The 14,811-nt window shown below is 68.1% G+C and carries 15 protein-coding genes; 5 read left to right on the top strand and 10 right to left on the bottom strand.

What is annotated here, in order from left to right:
* The first annotated feature begins 14 nt into the window (after window positions 1-14).
* Complete coding sequence (locus A5692_RS28160; RefSeq protein ID WP_156766007.1) at window positions 15-314, top strand: DUF4193 family protein; 300 nt, start codon at window positions 15-17, stop codon at window positions 312-314.
* A 185-nt stretch (window positions 315-499) separates the two neighbouring features.
* Here the strand turns inward: A5692_RS28160 and A5692_RS09715 are convergent, their stop codons facing one another.
* The 3 genes from A5692_RS09715 to A5692_RS09710 all read right to left on the bottom strand — a co-directional run bounded on the left by A5692_RS09715 (window position 500) and on the right by A5692_RS09710 (window position 2,482).
* Window positions 500-733: a hypothetical protein gene (locus A5692_RS09715; RefSeq protein WP_068055090.1), complete on the bottom strand. Its 234-nt coding sequence runs from the start codon at window positions 731-733 to the stop codon at window positions 500-502.
* A gap of 48 nt (window positions 734-781) precedes the next feature.
* On the bottom strand, window positions 782-922 hold the full coding sequence (locus A5692_RS28995; protein ID WP_156751819.1) for a hypothetical protein: 141 nt from the start codon (window positions 920-922) through the stop codon (window positions 782-784).
* 84 nt (window positions 923-1,006) lie between these two features.
* On the bottom strand, window positions 1,007-2,482 hold the full coding sequence (locus A5692_RS09710) for a DUF4185 domain-containing protein (protein ID WP_068055087.1): 1,476 nt from the start codon (window positions 2,480-2,482) through the stop codon (window positions 1,007-1,009).
* A gap of 348 nt (window positions 2,483-2,830) precedes the next feature.
* On the opposite strand from A5692_RS09710, the gene A5692_RS09705 reads away from it, so the two are divergent.
* The 4 genes from A5692_RS09705 (at window position 2,831) to A5692_RS09690 (ending at window position 7,642) form a co-directional block, all read left to right on the top strand.
* Window positions 2,831-4,228 (top strand): MFS transporter, encoded by a 1,398-nt coding sequence (locus tag A5692_RS09705; protein WP_068055082.1) that lies wholly within the window; start codon window positions 2,831-2,833, stop codon window positions 4,226-4,228.
* Between the two features lie 189 nt (window positions 4,229-4,417).
* Window positions 4,418-5,644, top strand: coding sequence for an acetyl-CoA acetyltransferase (locus tag A5692_RS09700; protein ID WP_068055080.1), 1,227 nt, complete (start codon window positions 4,418-4,420; stop codon window positions 5,642-5,644).
* A gap of 1 nt (window position 5,645) precedes the next feature.
* Window positions 5,646-7,160, top strand: coding sequence for a carotenoid oxygenase family protein (locus A5692_RS09695; RefSeq protein WP_068055077.1), 1,515 nt, complete (start codon window positions 5,646-5,648; stop codon window positions 7,158-7,160).
* Window positions 7,160-7,642, top strand: coding sequence for a VOC family protein (locus tag A5692_RS09690; protein ID WP_067926053.1), 483 nt, complete (start codon window positions 7,160-7,162; stop codon window positions 7,640-7,642). The genes A5692_RS09695 and A5692_RS09690 overlap by 1 nt, the downstream gene beginning before the upstream one ends.
* 5 nt (window positions 7,643-7,647) lie before the next feature.
* Here the strand turns inward: A5692_RS09690 and A5692_RS09685 are convergent, their stop codons facing one another.
* From A5692_RS09685 to A5692_RS09655, 7 genes are all read right to left on the bottom strand, one after another.
* Entirely contained in the window at window positions 7,648-8,082 is a 435-nt protein-coding gene (locus A5692_RS09685) for a hypothetical protein (RefSeq protein WP_067926056.1), read from the bottom strand.
* Between the two features lie 64 nt (window positions 8,083-8,146).
* Window positions 8,147-8,620, bottom strand: a complete 474-nt coding sequence (locus A5692_RS09680) for an SRPBCC family protein (protein ID WP_067926058.1) — start codon at window positions 8,618-8,620, stop codon at window positions 8,147-8,149.
* A 4-nt stretch (window positions 8,621-8,624) separates the two neighbouring features.
* On the bottom strand, window positions 8,625-8,813 hold the full coding sequence (locus tag A5692_RS09675) for an antitoxin (RefSeq protein WP_067926061.1): 189 nt from the start codon (window positions 8,811-8,813) through the stop codon (window positions 8,625-8,627).
* A gap of 67 nt (window positions 8,814-8,880) precedes the next feature.
* Window positions 8,881-11,253, bottom strand: coding sequence for a cation-translocating P-type ATPase (locus A5692_RS09670; protein ID WP_068055074.1), 2,373 nt, complete (start codon window positions 11,251-11,253; stop codon window positions 8,881-8,883).
* Window positions 11,250-12,827: a serine hydrolase gene (locus A5692_RS09665; RefSeq protein WP_068055072.1), complete on the bottom strand. Its 1,578-nt coding sequence runs from the start codon at window positions 12,825-12,827 to the stop codon at window positions 11,250-11,252. The genes A5692_RS09670 and A5692_RS09665 overlap by 4 nt, the downstream gene beginning before the upstream one ends.
* Before the next feature lie 129 nt (window positions 12,828-12,956).
* Window positions 12,957-14,069, bottom strand: a complete 1,113-nt coding sequence (locus A5692_RS09660) for an MBL fold metallo-hydrolase (protein WP_156766005.1) — start codon at window positions 14,067-14,069, stop codon at window positions 12,957-12,959.
* A 5-nt stretch (window positions 14,070-14,074) separates the two neighbouring features.
* The gene (locus A5692_RS09655; protein WP_067926070.1) at window positions 14,075-14,806 is read right to left on the bottom strand and encodes an enoyl-CoA hydratase; all 732 of its coding nucleotides are present in this window, start codon (window positions 14,804-14,806) and stop codon (window positions 14,075-14,077) included.
* Window positions 14,807-14,811 lie beyond the last annotated feature (5 nt).

Here is a 14,811-nt window from a genome sequence, read left to right as displayed (position 1 = left end):
ACCACGCTCCAACCCTGAAGACCCAGAAAAGGATTCATTCGGCGTGCTGCGCCTCGCACGCGAAGCTGCCAGGATTCGCTTTTCAGCGAGGACATCGACACCGCCGAACCCTCGAGCTGCCGGGCGCCGACCTCTCCCGTGACGCACTCCAAACCCAGGTTCTCCCTCAACAAGTCGATGAATTTACTTGTGCCCATTGCTATCTGGCGCAGCACAAACGCCGATTGGCCAGCAACATCCATGCCCAACCCATATGCACCGATTGCGACCAACCACCACCCTCACACCCAGGGGCCTCACCGAAACGCCGCTGACGTCCGCACTACTTCGAGCCAAGCCGGGACCTGTCGCGCCGGCGATATCCCCGACCGCATGCCCTCCCGCCGTTCCACGATGGTGCGCGCGGCGCTGGCCAAGATCAGCGCCGATCTTTTCGCCGATCCTGGCCGGTAACAGGCGACGCATGACGGTCAAAGTGGGCGCCACTCACGGCGACAGCTCATGGCTTGATCCCATAACCCTCGCCATCGTCGGCCAGGTAGGTGACCACATACCACCGTCGATGCGGCTCCACGCTGTTGTCGTACTCCTCGGTCGCGGTCGCCCGCTCGAGCCGAACGTCCGTCAGTCCCGGATTGTGCACGCGGACATAGTCTTCGAGCTCGGCGAGCAACGCGTCGCCCGTCAGTGTCGTATCCGCGAGCGCCTTCGCCTCGCGCTTGGCCCAACTCACGCGTTACATCTTGCCCCGGCCAATGCGGCCGGCGGCCGACCCGTGGGGTTAGGTTGCCATCCGACCGTCGAGCACGATGCCCAGCCGGACGGCGCCGCCCCTGCGGTGCACGCCCTCGATACGCACCTCGATGTCTGGCCGCCTCGGCTTGCTGGCGGTCGACGTGGCCGGGTTGTCGAAGGTGATCATCGGCGATCTCCTCTCTCGCTAGGCCCCCGCTCTATTCAGGGTGCGACACGTATACCGACTATTGGGGGTGCGACACGATCACGATTAGGGCAAGACGGTGTGCATCAGCATTACGTCGTACGCCGACCACAGCGACAGGTTGAAATACAGGTCGCGCCCCGACGACCACGGGTGGATCATCGGCGCGTAGATGCCACCGGGCATGGAGAACGACGACACCAGCGGTTGCTCCGGGCTCCACGGCCCCTGCGGGGTCGGGGCGGTGCGTGCCACCACGTCGTTGCTGCCGCCGTTGGTGTAAAGCACCAGATACTGCTTGAGGTAGTTGTTGTACTGGGCCGACATCTCGCCCACCGGCCCCGGGAAGATCGGTGTGGCCGCACCCGGATTGTTCGGAACCCAGCGGCCGCCCTCGTCGCCGTTCCAGTACTGGTACTTGGTTAGGTCGGGCAGCTGACCCGGGGGCACGCGCGACAGGAAGGCCGCGCCACCGCGTCCCGATGGGGTCCCGAACTGGTAGAGGTAACCGTCGTTGCCCTTCATGAACGCACCCATCTGGAAGTTCTCGTTACCGGGGGTGAACCCGGCTCCCGGGATGGCGTCCGCCGACGCGGTCCGGATCGAGGTGGGAAAGATCCCCCAGTTCTGGCCGTTGTCGTTGGACCGCGCGATCGCCGAGTAGTTCGTGCTCCATTCGCCGTCGCGACCCCACTGCCGGATCGACATGTAGCTCATGTACTGCGTCCGGCCGATCGAGATGCCGGCGGTGGGGATGATCCCCGTCTCGTGGGCGGCCTTGTGGATGGTGTTGACGACCTGCTTGGACAGGCTCGGTGCCCACACCGGTGAACCCGAGTATCGGTCGTTGGGAACGCCTTCGGCGATGTGGATGCCGTGCGACAGATCGCGGTCCGAACTGCGGAAGAGCGTGTTGTAGCGCCACTGCTGGCCCTTGACCTTGCAGTAGCCGAACGTGTCACCGAAGGCCATCAGCACCTGGTGGTTCGCGGGATCCCCGTTGTCCCAGGCGATTCCGAGGTCGGTACCGGAGATGCTGAACCGCTGCAGAGTCTTGTTCGGGCCGTCGGGTCCCGTTACCCAGTCGACCAGCGACGTCGGCGCCCCCGCGATGGAGGGGGGCGGCGCCGGCGCGGGTTGCGGCGGCGGGACCGGGGCCGCGTTCGGCTGCAACTGGCCGGCGTTCGGAGGCTGCGCGAGGCCGGGGGCCGGCGGATTGGGCCCGGGCGGCAACACCTCCGCCTGCGGCCTCATCGGGGCGACCTGCCGAGGGATCGCCGGCTTGAGGAACGACGAGATCAGCGGACCCAGTTTGGGCAGCGGCGCCTGGTCATTGGCGTGGCTGGGTCTGCGCCCGGTGGGCGGCTGGACGACCGGCTGGGGCGCGGGCATCGCCGGCGGCGCGGCGGGTGGGTCGACGTTCGCTTCCGGCGCGCCGCATGGGGTGGCATTGGCCGACGGTGCGGGACCGACCACGTAGACGAGTCCGACAGCGGCCGCCGACGCCATCGATAGCGACACACTTCGAAGAATCGCCGACATGTAACACCTTTCGAGCGGCGGGACACCGCATTGACGTCCGCAGTTGGCTCATGTGACGATAGTGATCAGCGCGGCAGTTGTGACTAGTGATGCGACGATAGGTACGCATCCGTGACCGTGTCGCAACGCGGCCCGTCCCCCGTCCGCACCCGCCCGTTCGCGGCGACCGCGCAGGCGCGTCGCCGACCGCCACCGAGCGTCTCGTCGAACACCGTGCGATGAGCCTCCGGGGCAGGTACGCTCCCATCCGCCAGCACACCCGTCATCGCCGTCGCCAAGCACCGCGGCCAACCCCGGCAAACACGATCCCGGCTGCCCGGGTGCGCGGCCCGCCAAGGAGGGCGACCGATGACTGTGCGTAATGATCTGCGCGGCAAGCTGATCCAAAGCCCAGCGTACCTTCGCCGTGTGGTCGCCGCCTCGATGGCGGGCACGGTGGTGGAATGGTACGAATTCTTCCTCTACGGCACCGCCGCCACCCTGGTCTTCAGCAAAGTGTTCTTTCCCCGGGGCGGCAACGAGCTCGACGCGATCCTGGCCGCGTTCGTGACCTATGCGGTGGGCTTCGCCGCCCGCCCCCTCGGCGGCATCGTCTTCGGCCAGCTCGGCGACCGGCACGGCCGCAAGAAACTGCTGCAGCTCAGCCTGCTGCTGGTCGGCGTTTCCACCTTTGCGATGGGCTGCCTGCCCACGTTCGCCCAGATCGGCTACTGGGCCCCCGCGTTGCTGGTGGTGCTGCGTTTCCTGCAGGGCTTCGCCGTCGGCGGCGAGTGGGGCGGGGCGATCCTGCTGGTCGCCGAGCACAGTCCGATATCCCACCGCGGGTTCTGGGCCAGCTGGCCGCAGGCCGGCGTCCCCGGCGGGAACATGCTCGCCACCGTGGTGCTGCTGGTACTCACCTCGACGCTCTCGGATCCGGCATTTCTCGGCTGGGGCTGGCGCGTGGGGTTCTGGCTGTCCGCGGTCGTGGTCCTGATCGGTTACTACATCCGCACCAAGGTGACCGACGCGCCGATCTTCTACGAAGCACAGCGTCAGGACGACCGCATCAACGCCAGCCGGCTCGGCGTTGTCGAGGTGCTAAAGCGCTATCCGCGTGGCGTTTTCACCGCCATGGGCATGCGCCTCGGCGAGAACACCATGTACTACCTCGTCGTCACCTTCTCCATCACCTATCTGAAGGTGCACGTGCACGCCGACACCAAGACCATCCTGTGGTGGCTGCTGGCCGCGCACGCCGTCCACTTCGCCGTCATCCCGCTGGCCGGGAACCTCAGCGATCGATTGGGCAGGCGGCCAATCTATTTCATCGGCGCGCTCTGCGCGTGCACCTGGGGCTTCTTCGCGTTCCCGATGATGAACAGCGGGCGCAGCGCCGTCATCATGTCGGCGATCGTCATCGGTCTGGTCTTTCACGGCCTGATGTACGCGGTCCAGCCGGCGGCCATGGCCGAGATGTTCCCCACCCGCATGCGGTATTCGGGGGTGTCCCTCGGTTACCAGGTCACCTCGATCTTGGCCGGTTCGCTGGCGCCGATCATCGCGGTTCGCCTGCTCGAGACCTACCGGTCCGCGGTGCCCATCGCGTGGTACCTGGCCGCCACCGCCGCGGTGAGCGCCCTGGCCGTCCTCGCCGCCGCCGAGACGAAGGGCGTCGACCTGGCGGCCGTCGACTCCGCCGATGCCCGCAGACGACGTGCGGTGCCGCAGTCGGACGACATCGAGCTCGTCGAGGGCGCCATCTGAACCCGGGTGCGACGCCGTCACGCGTAACCCGCATGTTTGTCCGCCGCGGTACGGGGCAATGTTCCATAAGAGGCGCACGCGTCGGCCGGCCTTCGCGTTCGCCTAGGTCCCGTCGGTTCAGCCCGAGAGCCGACGGGGCCGCCCTCATTCGCTTCAACGACGAGGCCGTCCAGGAGTAGCCTGCGGCGTATGGATGGCTCGGCCGGTGTGTGGATCCTGGGCGGTTGCCAAACGGATTTCGCCCGCAATCTCACCAGAGAGGGCCGCGACTTCGCCGCCCTGACCGCCGAGATCGTCGAGGCCACGCTGGCCTCGGCCAGGGTCGACGCCGCCGACATCGAAGTGGTCCACGTGGCCAACGCCTTCGGTGAGATGTTCGCCCGCCAGGGTCACCTCGGGGCGATGCCCGCGACGGTCTGCCCCGATCTCTGGGACACCCCGGCCTCCCGGCACGAGGCGGCCTGCGCGTCGGGCAGCATCGCCGCCCTGGCCGCGATCGCCGATCTGCGGTCCGGTGCCTATGACAGCGCGCTGGTGGTGGGCATCGAGCTCGAGAAGACCGTGCCCGGTGACACCGCGGCGCAACACCTGGGCGCGGCCGCGTGGACGGGTCACGAGGGGGCCGACGCGCGGTACCTGTGGCCGTCGATGTTCGCCGCGGTCGCCGACGAATACGACCGGCGCTATGGCTTGGACGACGCACATCTGCGCGCCATCGCGCAGCTGAACTTCGCGAACGCCCGGCGTAACCCTAACGCCCAGACCCGGGCATGGACGGTTCCGGACCCCATCACGGACGACGACGCCACCAACCCCGTCACCGAGGGCCGGTTGCGACGCTTCGACTGCAGCCAAATGACCGACGGCGCCGCGGGATTGGTGTTGGTCGGGGACGCCTATCTGCGCGATCACCCCGATGCGCGCCCGATCGGCCGCGTCGAGGGTTGGGGGCACCGGACGGTGGGGCTGGGGCTGCGGCAGAAGCTGGACCGGGCCGCGGACGACCCCTACATCCTTCCGCACGTGCGGGCCGCGGTGCACGACGCGTTGCGGCGCGCCCGGCTGACCCTCGACGACGTCGACGGCTACGAGGTGCACGACTGTTTCACGCCCAGCGAGTACCTGGCCATCGACCACATCGGGCTGACCGGCCCCGGTGAGTCCTGGAAGGCCATCGAAAACGGCGAGATCGAGGTCGGCGGGCGGCTCCCCATCAATCCCAGCGGCGGCCTGATCGGCGGCGGCCACCCGGTCGGGGCCTCCGGCGTGCGCATGCTGCTCGACGCGGCCAAACAGGTCAGCGGCGCGGCCGGCGAGTATCAGGTCGAAGGGGCGAGGAAGTTCGGCACCCTCAATTTCGGTGGCAGCACCGCCACTACCGTGAGTTTCGTTGTCGGCACGGCAGAAAGTGCGTGACATGAACGTCGAGCTCGTCGGCAAGTTCCTGTCCACGCTGGCCGAAGACGACGACCACCCCTACCGCACCGGGCCGTGGCGTCCCCAGACCACCGAGTGGAACGCCGACGACCTCACCGCCGTGGAAGGGCAGATCCCGCACGACCTGGATGGCATCTACCTGCGGAACACCGAAAATCCGCTGCACCCCGCCCTGAAGACGTATCACCCCTTCGACGGCGACGGGATGCTGCACATCGTCGGATTCCGCGATGGAAAAGCCTTCTATCGCAACCGCTTTGTGCGCACCGACGGCTTCCTGGCGGAGAACGAGGCCGGTGAGCCACTCTGGCCGGGGCTGGCCGAGCCCGTGCAGTTGGCCAAGCGCAAGGACGGCTGGGGCGCTCGCACCCTGATGAAGGACGCGTCGAGCACCGACGTCATCGTGCACCGGGGCGTCGCGCTGACCAGCTTCTACCAGTGCGGCGACCTCTACCGCGTCAATCCGTGGTCGGGTGAAACCCTGGGCAAGGAGACCTGGAACGGGCGCTTCCCCACCGAGTGGGGTGTGTCCGCGCACCCGAAGGTGGACAGCAGAACCGGTGAACTGCTGTTCTTCAATTACAGCAAGCGCGACCCGTACATGCGCTACGGCGTGGTCGACGAGAACGGCGAGCTCGTCCACTACGTCGACATTCCCCTGCCCGGGCCGCGACTGCCGCACGACATGGCATTCACCGAAAACTACGTGATTCTCAACGACTTTCCGTTGTTCTGGGACCCCGTCCTGCTCGAGCAGGACGTGCACCTGCCGGGCTTTCATCCCGACCTGCCGTCGCGTTTCGCGGTCCTGCCCCGCCGGGGCGGAACCGGGGACATCCGATGGTTCGAGGCGGACCCCACGTTCGTGTTGCACTTCGTCAACGCCTACGAGGACGGTGACGAGATCGTGCTCGACGGCTTCTTCGAGGGCGACCCTTCGCCGATTGACAACGGTGGCACCAAGTGGGACAAGCTGTTCCGGTTCCTGGCGCTGGATCGGCTGCAATCCCGGCTGCACCGGTGGCGTTTCAACCTGGCCACCGGCGCCGTGCGCGAGGAGCGGCTGTCGGAGTCGGTCACCGAGTTCGGGACCATCAACCCCGACTACGCCGCAAGCGACTACCGCTACGCCTATGCCGCCACGGGCAAACCGGGCTGGTTCCTCTTCGACGGGCTGGTCAAACACGATCTGCGCACCGGTAGCCAACAGGAATTCTCCTTCGGCGACGGCGTCTACGGCAGCGAGACGGCGATGGCGCCGCGGCGCGGTGCCACCGGCGAGGACGACGGCTACCTGATCACCTTGACCACCGACATGAATACCGACGCCTCGTATTGCGTGGTTCTCGACGCCGCGCGCGTGGCCGACGGCCCGGTATGCAGAATTCAACTGCCGGAGCGCATTTCCAGCGGCACCCATGCGACGTGGGCGCCCGGCGAGCAGCTCCGGCGCTGGGACACCGCGGAGTCGGCGGCGACCGCGGTCGGGCTGTGATGGACGTCCACAAGCCCCGCCGGACCACGCACTGGCCGATGCAGCTGGCGTCGATCGGCGGCATTCGCTTCGCGCGCCGGTCGTCGAACTTCCAAGAGGCGGTGCGGTTTTACCGCGAGCTGGTGGGGTTGCCGCTCTACGAGACGTTCGGCGACAGCTACGGCAGCAACGGCGCGATCTTCGGCCTGCCCAGCTGGAACCTGACCCTGGAGATCGTGGAATCCGTCGAGCCCGTCGCGGTGGACCCCCACGAACAGCTGTGCCTGTACTTCCCCGACCGGCAGGCGCAGCAGGCGGCGATCGTCCGCCTGCAAGCGGCGGGCATCGAACCGGTCGAACAGCATCCGTACTGGGAGGCGACGGGCGCGATCACCTACCGCGACCCCGACGGCCGCGAAATCGTGTTCGCCCCGTTCGTGTTCGGCGTCAACGAGCCCGCCGACAGCTCCGCGTCGGGGACACACGAGTTCCCGTCGCCGTAGAGACCTCAGCGACCGGACCGACCGGAAGCCAGCGCCGCGACGACGGCGGCGATCGAACACACCACCGCACAGACCGCCGCGATCGCGGCGACGTAGAGGCCGTATTGGGCCGACACCGGCGGATTGACGTTGAGCTTGTAGTACCACGCCGTCAGGGCGACGATGAGCAAGGAAATCACCAGCGCCGCAACCGAAGCGAGCCGCACCGCCAGGCCGCGACCCACCATCGCCCCGGTCACCAGCAGCGCCGAGGACAACAGCACGATGAGCTGGCCGGCGCCGAACCCCCGCGGAAGTTCCAAGTTGCCGTGAGCGCCCCCGATGCCGCTGGCCCAGCCCCCGCCGTTGACCGCCGTAGTCAGCCAGGGCAGCCACGAGCTGGCCGAGATCACCAGCGCGAAAAGCGCCACCAGCCAACCAGGGCGCAGCCGGCGAGTCATGTCAGCGAGATTAGCCGACCGGGGACCGGCCCCGTGGGCGTCACGCTAGCGTGGCGCTGCTCGGTCAGCGGTGGCCGCCGCCGGAACCGTTCATGCCGGGGTCGGGCCGAGTGAACACCGTGACGAAGTTCTGCAGCGACGTGTCGATGTCGCCCCGCAGCGCGGCGGCGACGATCATGCCGATCGGCCCGAACAGTGCCGGGCCACCGAGGTGGACGTCGAAGCTGACGACGGAGCCCTCCTCGGCGGGCTGAACTTTGGCCATGAGTTTGACCTTGACGCCACCGACGCCGTCGCCGTTGAGCGTCATGCCCTCCGGTGGCTTGTACCGAACGACCGTCCACCTGATCCGGTTGTACATGCCCTTGACTTCGACGATCGACTCCACGACCGTGCCCTTGTCGATGTCGTCGGGCAGTGTGCTGCGCCACACCCGGTGAATGGTGAGCCAGTCCTTATACCGGGACAGATCCGAGGCATGCTTCCAGGCCACCTCGGGTGGCAGCGGGACGTCGATGGATCCGGAGAGTTTCGCCATGAGCTCAGTTCTGGTTGTCGCCTTTTGCCGCTTGTTCGGCCGCCTTCTTGGCCTCTTCTTGCACTTTGTGGATGGTGTCGGAGTACTTGCCCTGCGTCTTGTCGTCGACGAATTCGCCGGCCTTGTCGATCGCCGTCTCGACCTTGTCGGCGTTCTGCGACAACAGCTCTTTGGCCTTGTCCAGGAATCCCATGTACCCGTCCTTTCCCCGCCGAAATCCTACTTGCCGGGTGGAACCGCACACGCGGGCGATCGGGCGGTCAGCGCCACAACCGCGGGTGCACGCCCAGGATCCGGGCCCGCATCCACCACATCGCCTCGACGGCGGCGGCGCCCAGCACGCCGATCCCCGCGGCGGTCGACGTCACCACGACATCGGAGGGATCGAGCAGGAACGCCTTGCGGGCCAGCGGGAGGCTGAAGATCACCACGTAGGCCAGGCCGGAGCCGATGACCAGCGCGACCCGCCACCACTGGTAGGGCCGCGCCACCACCGCGAGCACCCACAGCGCCGTCATCAGCAGCGTGATCAGGGCCGCGGTCGACGCCTGCTCCTGTTCCTGAAACGTCGCGTGCCGGCCGTGATAGGCCACCAGGTAGGAGGCGAACGTCGCGGCGCCGACGATCAGCCCGGACGGCAACGCCGAAGTGAGCACCCGCCGCACGAACCCGGGATTGGCGCGTTCGTTGTTGGGGGCCAACGACAGGATGAACGCCGGGATTCCGATGGTGAACCACGCGGCGATGGTGACGTGGATGGGCTGGAACGGGTACAGCAGGGGGTCGGCCTTGAGCGGCCCGGCGAACAGGCATTCGATGCCCACCAGCAGCGCCAGCAGGACCGAGTAGACGGTCTTGGTCAAGAACAGGTTGGCCACCCGCTCGATATTGCCGATCACCCGCCGGCCCTCGCCGACGACATACGGCAGGGTGGCAAACCGGTTGTCCAGCAACACGATCTGCGCGACGGCGCGCGATGCCGGGCTGCCGGCTCCCATCGCGACGCCGATGTCGGCATCCTTGAGGGCCAGCACGTCGTTGACGCCGTCGCCGGTCATCGCGACGGTGTGCCCATGCGATTGCAGGGCGTGCACCATCGCCCGCTTCTGGTCGGGCCGCACGCGCCCGAAGGTGGTGTGCGTGTCCAGCGCGTCGGCCAGTTGCGCGGGCCCGGACGGTAGCCGGCGCGCGTCCATGGTTTCACCGCGCAGCCCGAGCTGGTCGGCGACGGCCGCGACGGACACCGCGTTGTCGCCGGAGATCACCTTGACGGAAACCCCTTGTTCGGCAAAGTAATCCAGCGTTTCCGCGGCGTCGGGACGCACCCTTTGCTCGAGGACCACCAGCGCGACGGGGGTGACGCGGCCCGGGGCGTCCGGGTGGTTGACGGCCACGTCGCCGGTGCCCACGAGCAGCACCCGCAGACCTTGCGCGCCGATCCGCTCGGCGCGTTCGGCCGCGGCCGACGCCGGGTCGAGCAGCACATCCGGCGCCCCGATCACCCAGTTGCCGTGGCTGGAGTAGGACACCCCGCTCCACTTGGTGGACGACTTGAACGGCGCGGTCGCCGTGGCGATCCAATCCGGCGGCCGGCGATAGGTCTCGGCGATCGCCTGCATGCTGGCGTTGGGGCGCGGGTCGGCGGCGGCCAGTGCCGCCAGCGCGTCGTCGACGCTGTGCCGCCGTGCCGCTTCGAGTTCCTCGACGCCCGCGACGCGCATGCCGTTCTCGGTGAGCGTGCCCGTCTTGTCCGCGCAGACCACGTCGACCCGCGCGAGTCCCTCGATGGCGGGCAGCTCCTGCACCAGGCACCGGCGCTGGCCGAGCCGGATAACCCCGACGGCGAAGGCGACCGACGTCAACAGCACCAGGCCCTCGGGCACCATCGGCACCAGCGCACCCACCGCCCGCAGCACGGACTGCCGCCAGCCCACGTGGGTGGTGAACAACTGCGTGTAGATCGTCAGCAGTCCGGCCGGCACCAGCAGGTAGGTGATGAACTGCAGGATCCGGTTGATGCCGTTGCGCAGTTCGGATTTGACCAGCGTGAACTTGCTGGCCTCCTCGGCGAGCCTGGCGGCATAGGCCTCCGGTCCCACCTTCGTGGCACGGTAGGCGCCCGTGCCGGCGACGACGAAGCTGCCCGACATCACCGCGTCGCCGACGGCCTTGGTGATGGGGTCGGCCTCGCCGGTCAGCAACGACTCGTCGACCTCCAGGTTGGCCTCTTCGAGGACCTGACCGTCGACGACCACCTGGTCGCCCGGTCCGAGTTCGATGATGTCGTCGAGCACCACCTCGGCGGGCAGCAAGGTGCGGGTCCCGGATTGCCTGCGCACCAGAGGCTTTGCCTGTCCGACGATGGCGAGGGTGTCCAGCGTCTTTTTGGCCCGGATCTCCTGGACCATGCCGACGACGCTGTTGGCCACGATCAGCAGGCCGAACATGCCGTTGATCAGCGAGCCGGTCGCCACCACGATCAGCAGCAACACCCCCAGGATCGCGTTGATGCGGGTGAAGACGTTGGCCCGCACGATGTCCGGGATGCTGCGGGTGGCACGCTCCCGGACGGCGTTGCTCTTGCCTCCAGTGACCCGCTGCGCGACCTCGGCATCGGTCAGGCCCGCGATCATCGGGTGAACGTTCCCAGCTTGTCGGAGTCGTAGTACTCAAGGTTCAGTGTCGGCCCCGCAAATGTTGCCTTGGAAACCGTTCCCGGCGGCGCGTTTTCGTCGGTCAGAGCAAAGGTGAAGGTGTCGCCGTCCCAGTGCGTCAGGGCGACCGTCCGGTTCTTCGGACCCATCGCCAGCTGCAGCGCGCCGTCGTGTTCGGTCACCACGGCGGGTCCCCAGTAATCGTTCCCATAGACCCCGGCATAGTCGACGAGCGGCCTGGGCGGGGCGGGCCGGGCCGGCGGCTGCTTGCCGACCAGCGAGCCCTCGGGATTGTTGAGCCAGCCGATCGCCTTCTGGTACAGAGCCGCCCAATCCTCGCGGATCTGGCCGTACACGACGAGATCCATGAATTCGGCGGTCAGCGTTTCCGGGATGCCGTAGGGCGCGCCGTTCGTCAGCGCGATGATGCCCAGGTTCTCCGCGGGCATGACCACGAAGTTCGTCGCGGCGCCCAGGTCGAAGGCGCCGGAGTGGCTGTATTGGGTGCGCCCCGAGGAATCGACCGACGCGTTGAAGCCGTATCCGTAGAACCCCGAGCGCGCGTTGGGCGCTTTCGCGGGCGCCGAAACGATCTGCGGGCTGGTGGCGGCCAGCAGGGCTTCCGGTGAGGTGATCCGCCAGCCGTCGTATGTTCCGTTGCCCAGCAACATCATCAGCCAGCGGGCCATGTCGTTGACCGAGGAGCTCACCCCGCCGGCAGGCGACTGCGGGTCCGGGTCCCGCTGAAACCGGGCCTCCCACCTGCCCGCGATCTTCATGTGGTTGACCGCGTGGTTGGGCCGTGCGATGAAATCGGCGAAGCGCGAACTGGTCGACGCCATGCCCAGGGGGCGGTAGAGCGCCTCGTCAGACAGGTCCTCCCACGACTTGCCCGCCGCGGCGGCCACCGCCTCGGCGGCGGCGGTCAGGCCATAGTTGGTGTAGGCGTAGCTGATCCGAAAGGGGGCGAGCGGCAGGTACTTCAGCCGTTCGAGGGTCTGCCGACGGTCGTAGCCCAGGTCTTCAAGCTTGTCACCGGCGTGGTCGGGCAGCCCGGAACGATGCGAATACAGGTCTCCGAGGGTCACGTGGCTGGTGACGTACGGATCGCTCAGCGTCAGCCACGGCAACTTGGCCGCCACCGGGGTGTCCCATGCGACGGCGCCGTCGCTCACTTCATGCGCGACCACCGTCGAGCCGACCGATTTGGACACCGACGCCAGCTGGAAGACCGTGTCGGCGTCCACCTTGTTGTCCTGTCCCTGCCCTCTGCTCGCGTCCTTGATGCCGAAACCCTTGGCGTACAGCACTTTTCCACCGTGGACGACGGCCACCGCCATTCCCGGGACGCCGGTGCTCTTCATCAGGTCACCGACCAGGCCGTCGAGCTTTGCCACCGCCTGATCGATGCGCCCCGCCGGGATCGCCACACCGGACACCTCGTTGGGCGGTGCGTCAGAGAGCGCGGGCGGGCTGGATACCGGTTGCGCGGGCCCACATCCGGTCATGCCGAGCAGCACGGTGACAGCGGCGGCGGCCGCGCGTTTCGTCATGGCGGAACCCTAGCGCGGCGACGATGCGCGCCGCGTGCGGCGCGAGGTGGGGGCACCCCCAGCCGCGCAGCGGCTAGGGGGCGAGCCGCGCAATTCAACTCAGCGCGGCGAGGTTGCCTGCACCCCGAATCAGAGCCGCCACCAGGCGTTCGATTTGAGCGGCGCCGCGGGATCGATGCGTTGGCCGGGGGCGGGAACCGCCACGTCGACCCGCTCGGGTGCGGCGGCGGCGAGCAGGCGTTCGACCGGCTCGGCCCACGGGTGGGGGGCCAGCCGGAAGGTGCCCCAATGGATCGGCACGAGCAGCCCTTTGTCGGTGAGGTCCCGGTGCGCCCGGACCGCCTCCTCCGGGTTCATGTGGACGTCCGGCCATGCGGTGTTGTAAGCGCCGATGGGCAGCAGGGTCAGGTCGAACGGTCCGCGGTCGGCGCCGATGTGAGCGAAGCTCTTCGTGTAGCCGGTGTCGCCGCCGAAGTACGCGCGGTGGTTCGGGCCGGCGAACGCCCACGACGCCCACAGCGTCGTATTGCGGTCCAGGAAGCGACCCGAAAAGTGGCGCGCCGGAACGCAAGTCACGGTCAGCTCGTCGACCCGGGCGCTTTGATGCCAGTCGAGCTCGACGATTCGGTGCTCCGGTATCCCCCAGACGCGCAGGTGGGCGCCGACACCGAGCGGCACGAAGAACGGCGCCCGCTGCGTGCGCGTCAACGCCATCACCGTGTCGATGTCGAGGTGGTCGTAGTGGTCGTGGCTGATCACCACCGCGTCGACGGCCGGCAGCCCTTCCAGTTGCACCGGCGGCGGGTGGAGCCGCTGCGGTCCGACGAGGTCCGACGGCGAGCAGCGATTGCTCCACACCGGGTCGGTGAGCACCCGGTAGCCGTCGATTTCCAGCAGCGCCGTCGAATGGCCGAACCAGCTGACGGCGAGCCGGCGGGGGTCGCCGTCGAACAGGGCCGGCGCGGCCAACGGGATCGGCGCGGCGGGCCGGCTGACGCCCCGGTTGCCGATCAACTCCCACGCGACCAGCCGCAACTCCTCGCGATCCATCGTGAGGGCGGAGGCGGGATCGAGGTTGACGAAGACGCCGTCGCGGTAGTTGGGCGAGCCCTGCGCCACCGCCCTGATGGCGGTGGGGTGGGCACCGAGTGCCGCCGGCGCGCCGTGCAGCGCTCGCACCACCCAGCTGCCGGCCGCCAGCGACGCCGTGCCGGCGGCCAGTCGCAGCGCCCCCCGCAGCATGGCTGTCAGGCCCCCTGGAACTTCGGCGGTCGCTTCTCTATCCGCGCGACCTGGGCCTCGATGACGTCCTGACTCTTCCAGGCTTTGTCGAAGAGTTCCTTGTGCTCCGGCAACGAGTCCTCCATGGCACCGTCGTCGTTGAGCACCCGTTTGGCGTGCTGAATGGCCAGCGGCGCCAGGCCGGAGATCTCGGCGGCCCAGGCCTGGGCGTCGGCGAGTGTCCCGATGCGGTTGGCCATTCCGGTCTGCAGCGCCGCGTCTGCGGTCAGCTTCTCGGCGGTTAGCAGCATCGCGCTGGCCCGGCCGTGACCCACCAGCGAGGACAGTCGCCGGATGCTCCAGTTGTCCAGCGCCAGGCCGTATTTCGACGTCGGGAACTGAAAGAACGCCTCCGGCGCGACGACCCTCAGGTCGCATCGCATGGCCAGCTGCAGGCCCGCGCCGATGGCTGGACCGTTGATGGCGCCGATCAGCGGGATCAGCGTGGCGTCCATCAACTTGTGCAGCTCGATGAGCCGGTCGGGATAGTCGGCGGCGAACGCGTCGCCGCTCAGGTCCGCGCCGGCGCAGAACACCGTGCCCTGGCCGGTCAGCACGATGGCCCGGACGGAGCCGTCGCTCGCCTTCTGGAAGGTTTCCCGGAGCTCCTCGACGAGCTGCGAGTTGAGGGCGTTGCGGCGCTCGGGACGCTGCAGCTCGATGGTCAGCACGGCTTCGTCCTGGGTAACACCGATCATGGCAG

This window comes from Mycobacterium sp. E342 (genome assembly GCF_001667665.1).
Classification (GTDB): Bacteria; Actinomycetota; Actinomycetes; order Mycobacteriales; family Mycobacteriaceae; genus Mycobacterium.
This window is presented reverse-complemented; position numbering and strand designations above follow the sequence as displayed.

Excerpts from the sequence above, each read along its gene's own strand:
- A5692_RS28995 (WP_156751819.1), bottom strand. The coding sequence starts at position 922 with ATGATCACCTTCGACAACCCGGCCACGTCGACCGCCAGCAAGCCGAGG.
- A5692_RS09710 (WP_068055087.1), bottom strand. The coding sequence starts at position 2,482 with ATGTCGGCGATTCTTCGAAGTGTGTCGCTATCGATGGCGTCGGCGGCC.
- A5692_RS09705 (WP_068055082.1), top strand. The coding sequence starts at position 2,831 with ATGACTGTGCGTAATGATCTGCGCGGCAAGCTGATCCAAAGCCCAGCG.
- A5692_RS09700 (WP_068055080.1), top strand. The coding sequence starts at position 4,418 with ATGGATGGCTCGGCCGGTGTGTGGATCCTGGGCGGTTGCCAAACGGAT.
- A5692_RS09695 (WP_068055077.1), top strand. The coding sequence starts at position 5,646 with ATGAACGTCGAGCTCGTCGGCAAGTTCCTGTCCACGCTGGCCGAAGAC.
- A5692_RS09690 (WP_067926053.1), top strand. The coding sequence starts at position 7,160 with ATGGACGTCCACAAGCCCCGCCGGACCACGCACTGGCCGATGCAGCTG.
- A5692_RS09685 (WP_067926056.1), bottom strand. The coding sequence starts at position 8,082 with ATGACTCGCCGGCTGCGCCCTGGTTGGCTGGTGGCGCTTTTCGCGCTG.
- A5692_RS09680 (WP_067926058.1), bottom strand. The coding sequence starts at position 8,620 with ATGGCGAAACTCTCCGGATCCATCGACGTCCCGCTGCCACCCGAGGTG.
- A5692_RS09675 (WP_067926061.1), bottom strand. The coding sequence starts at position 8,813 with ATGGGATTCCTGGACAAGGCCAAAGAGCTGTTGTCGCAGAACGCCGAC.
- A5692_RS09670 (WP_068055074.1), bottom strand. The coding sequence starts at position 11,253 with ATGATCGCGGGCCTGACCGATGCCGAGGTCGCGCAGCGGGTCACTGGA.
- A5692_RS09665 (WP_068055072.1), bottom strand. The coding sequence starts at position 12,827 with ATGACGAAACGCGCGGCCGCCGCCGCTGTCACCGTGCTGCTCGGCATG.
- A5692_RS09660 (WP_156766005.1), bottom strand. The coding sequence starts at position 14,069 with ATGCTGCGGGGGGCGCTGCGACTGGCCGCCGGCACGGCGTCGCTGGCG.
- A5692_RS09655 (WP_067926070.1), bottom strand. The coding sequence starts at position 14,806 with ATGATCGGTGTTACCCAGGACGAAGCCGTGCTGACCATCGAGCTGCAG.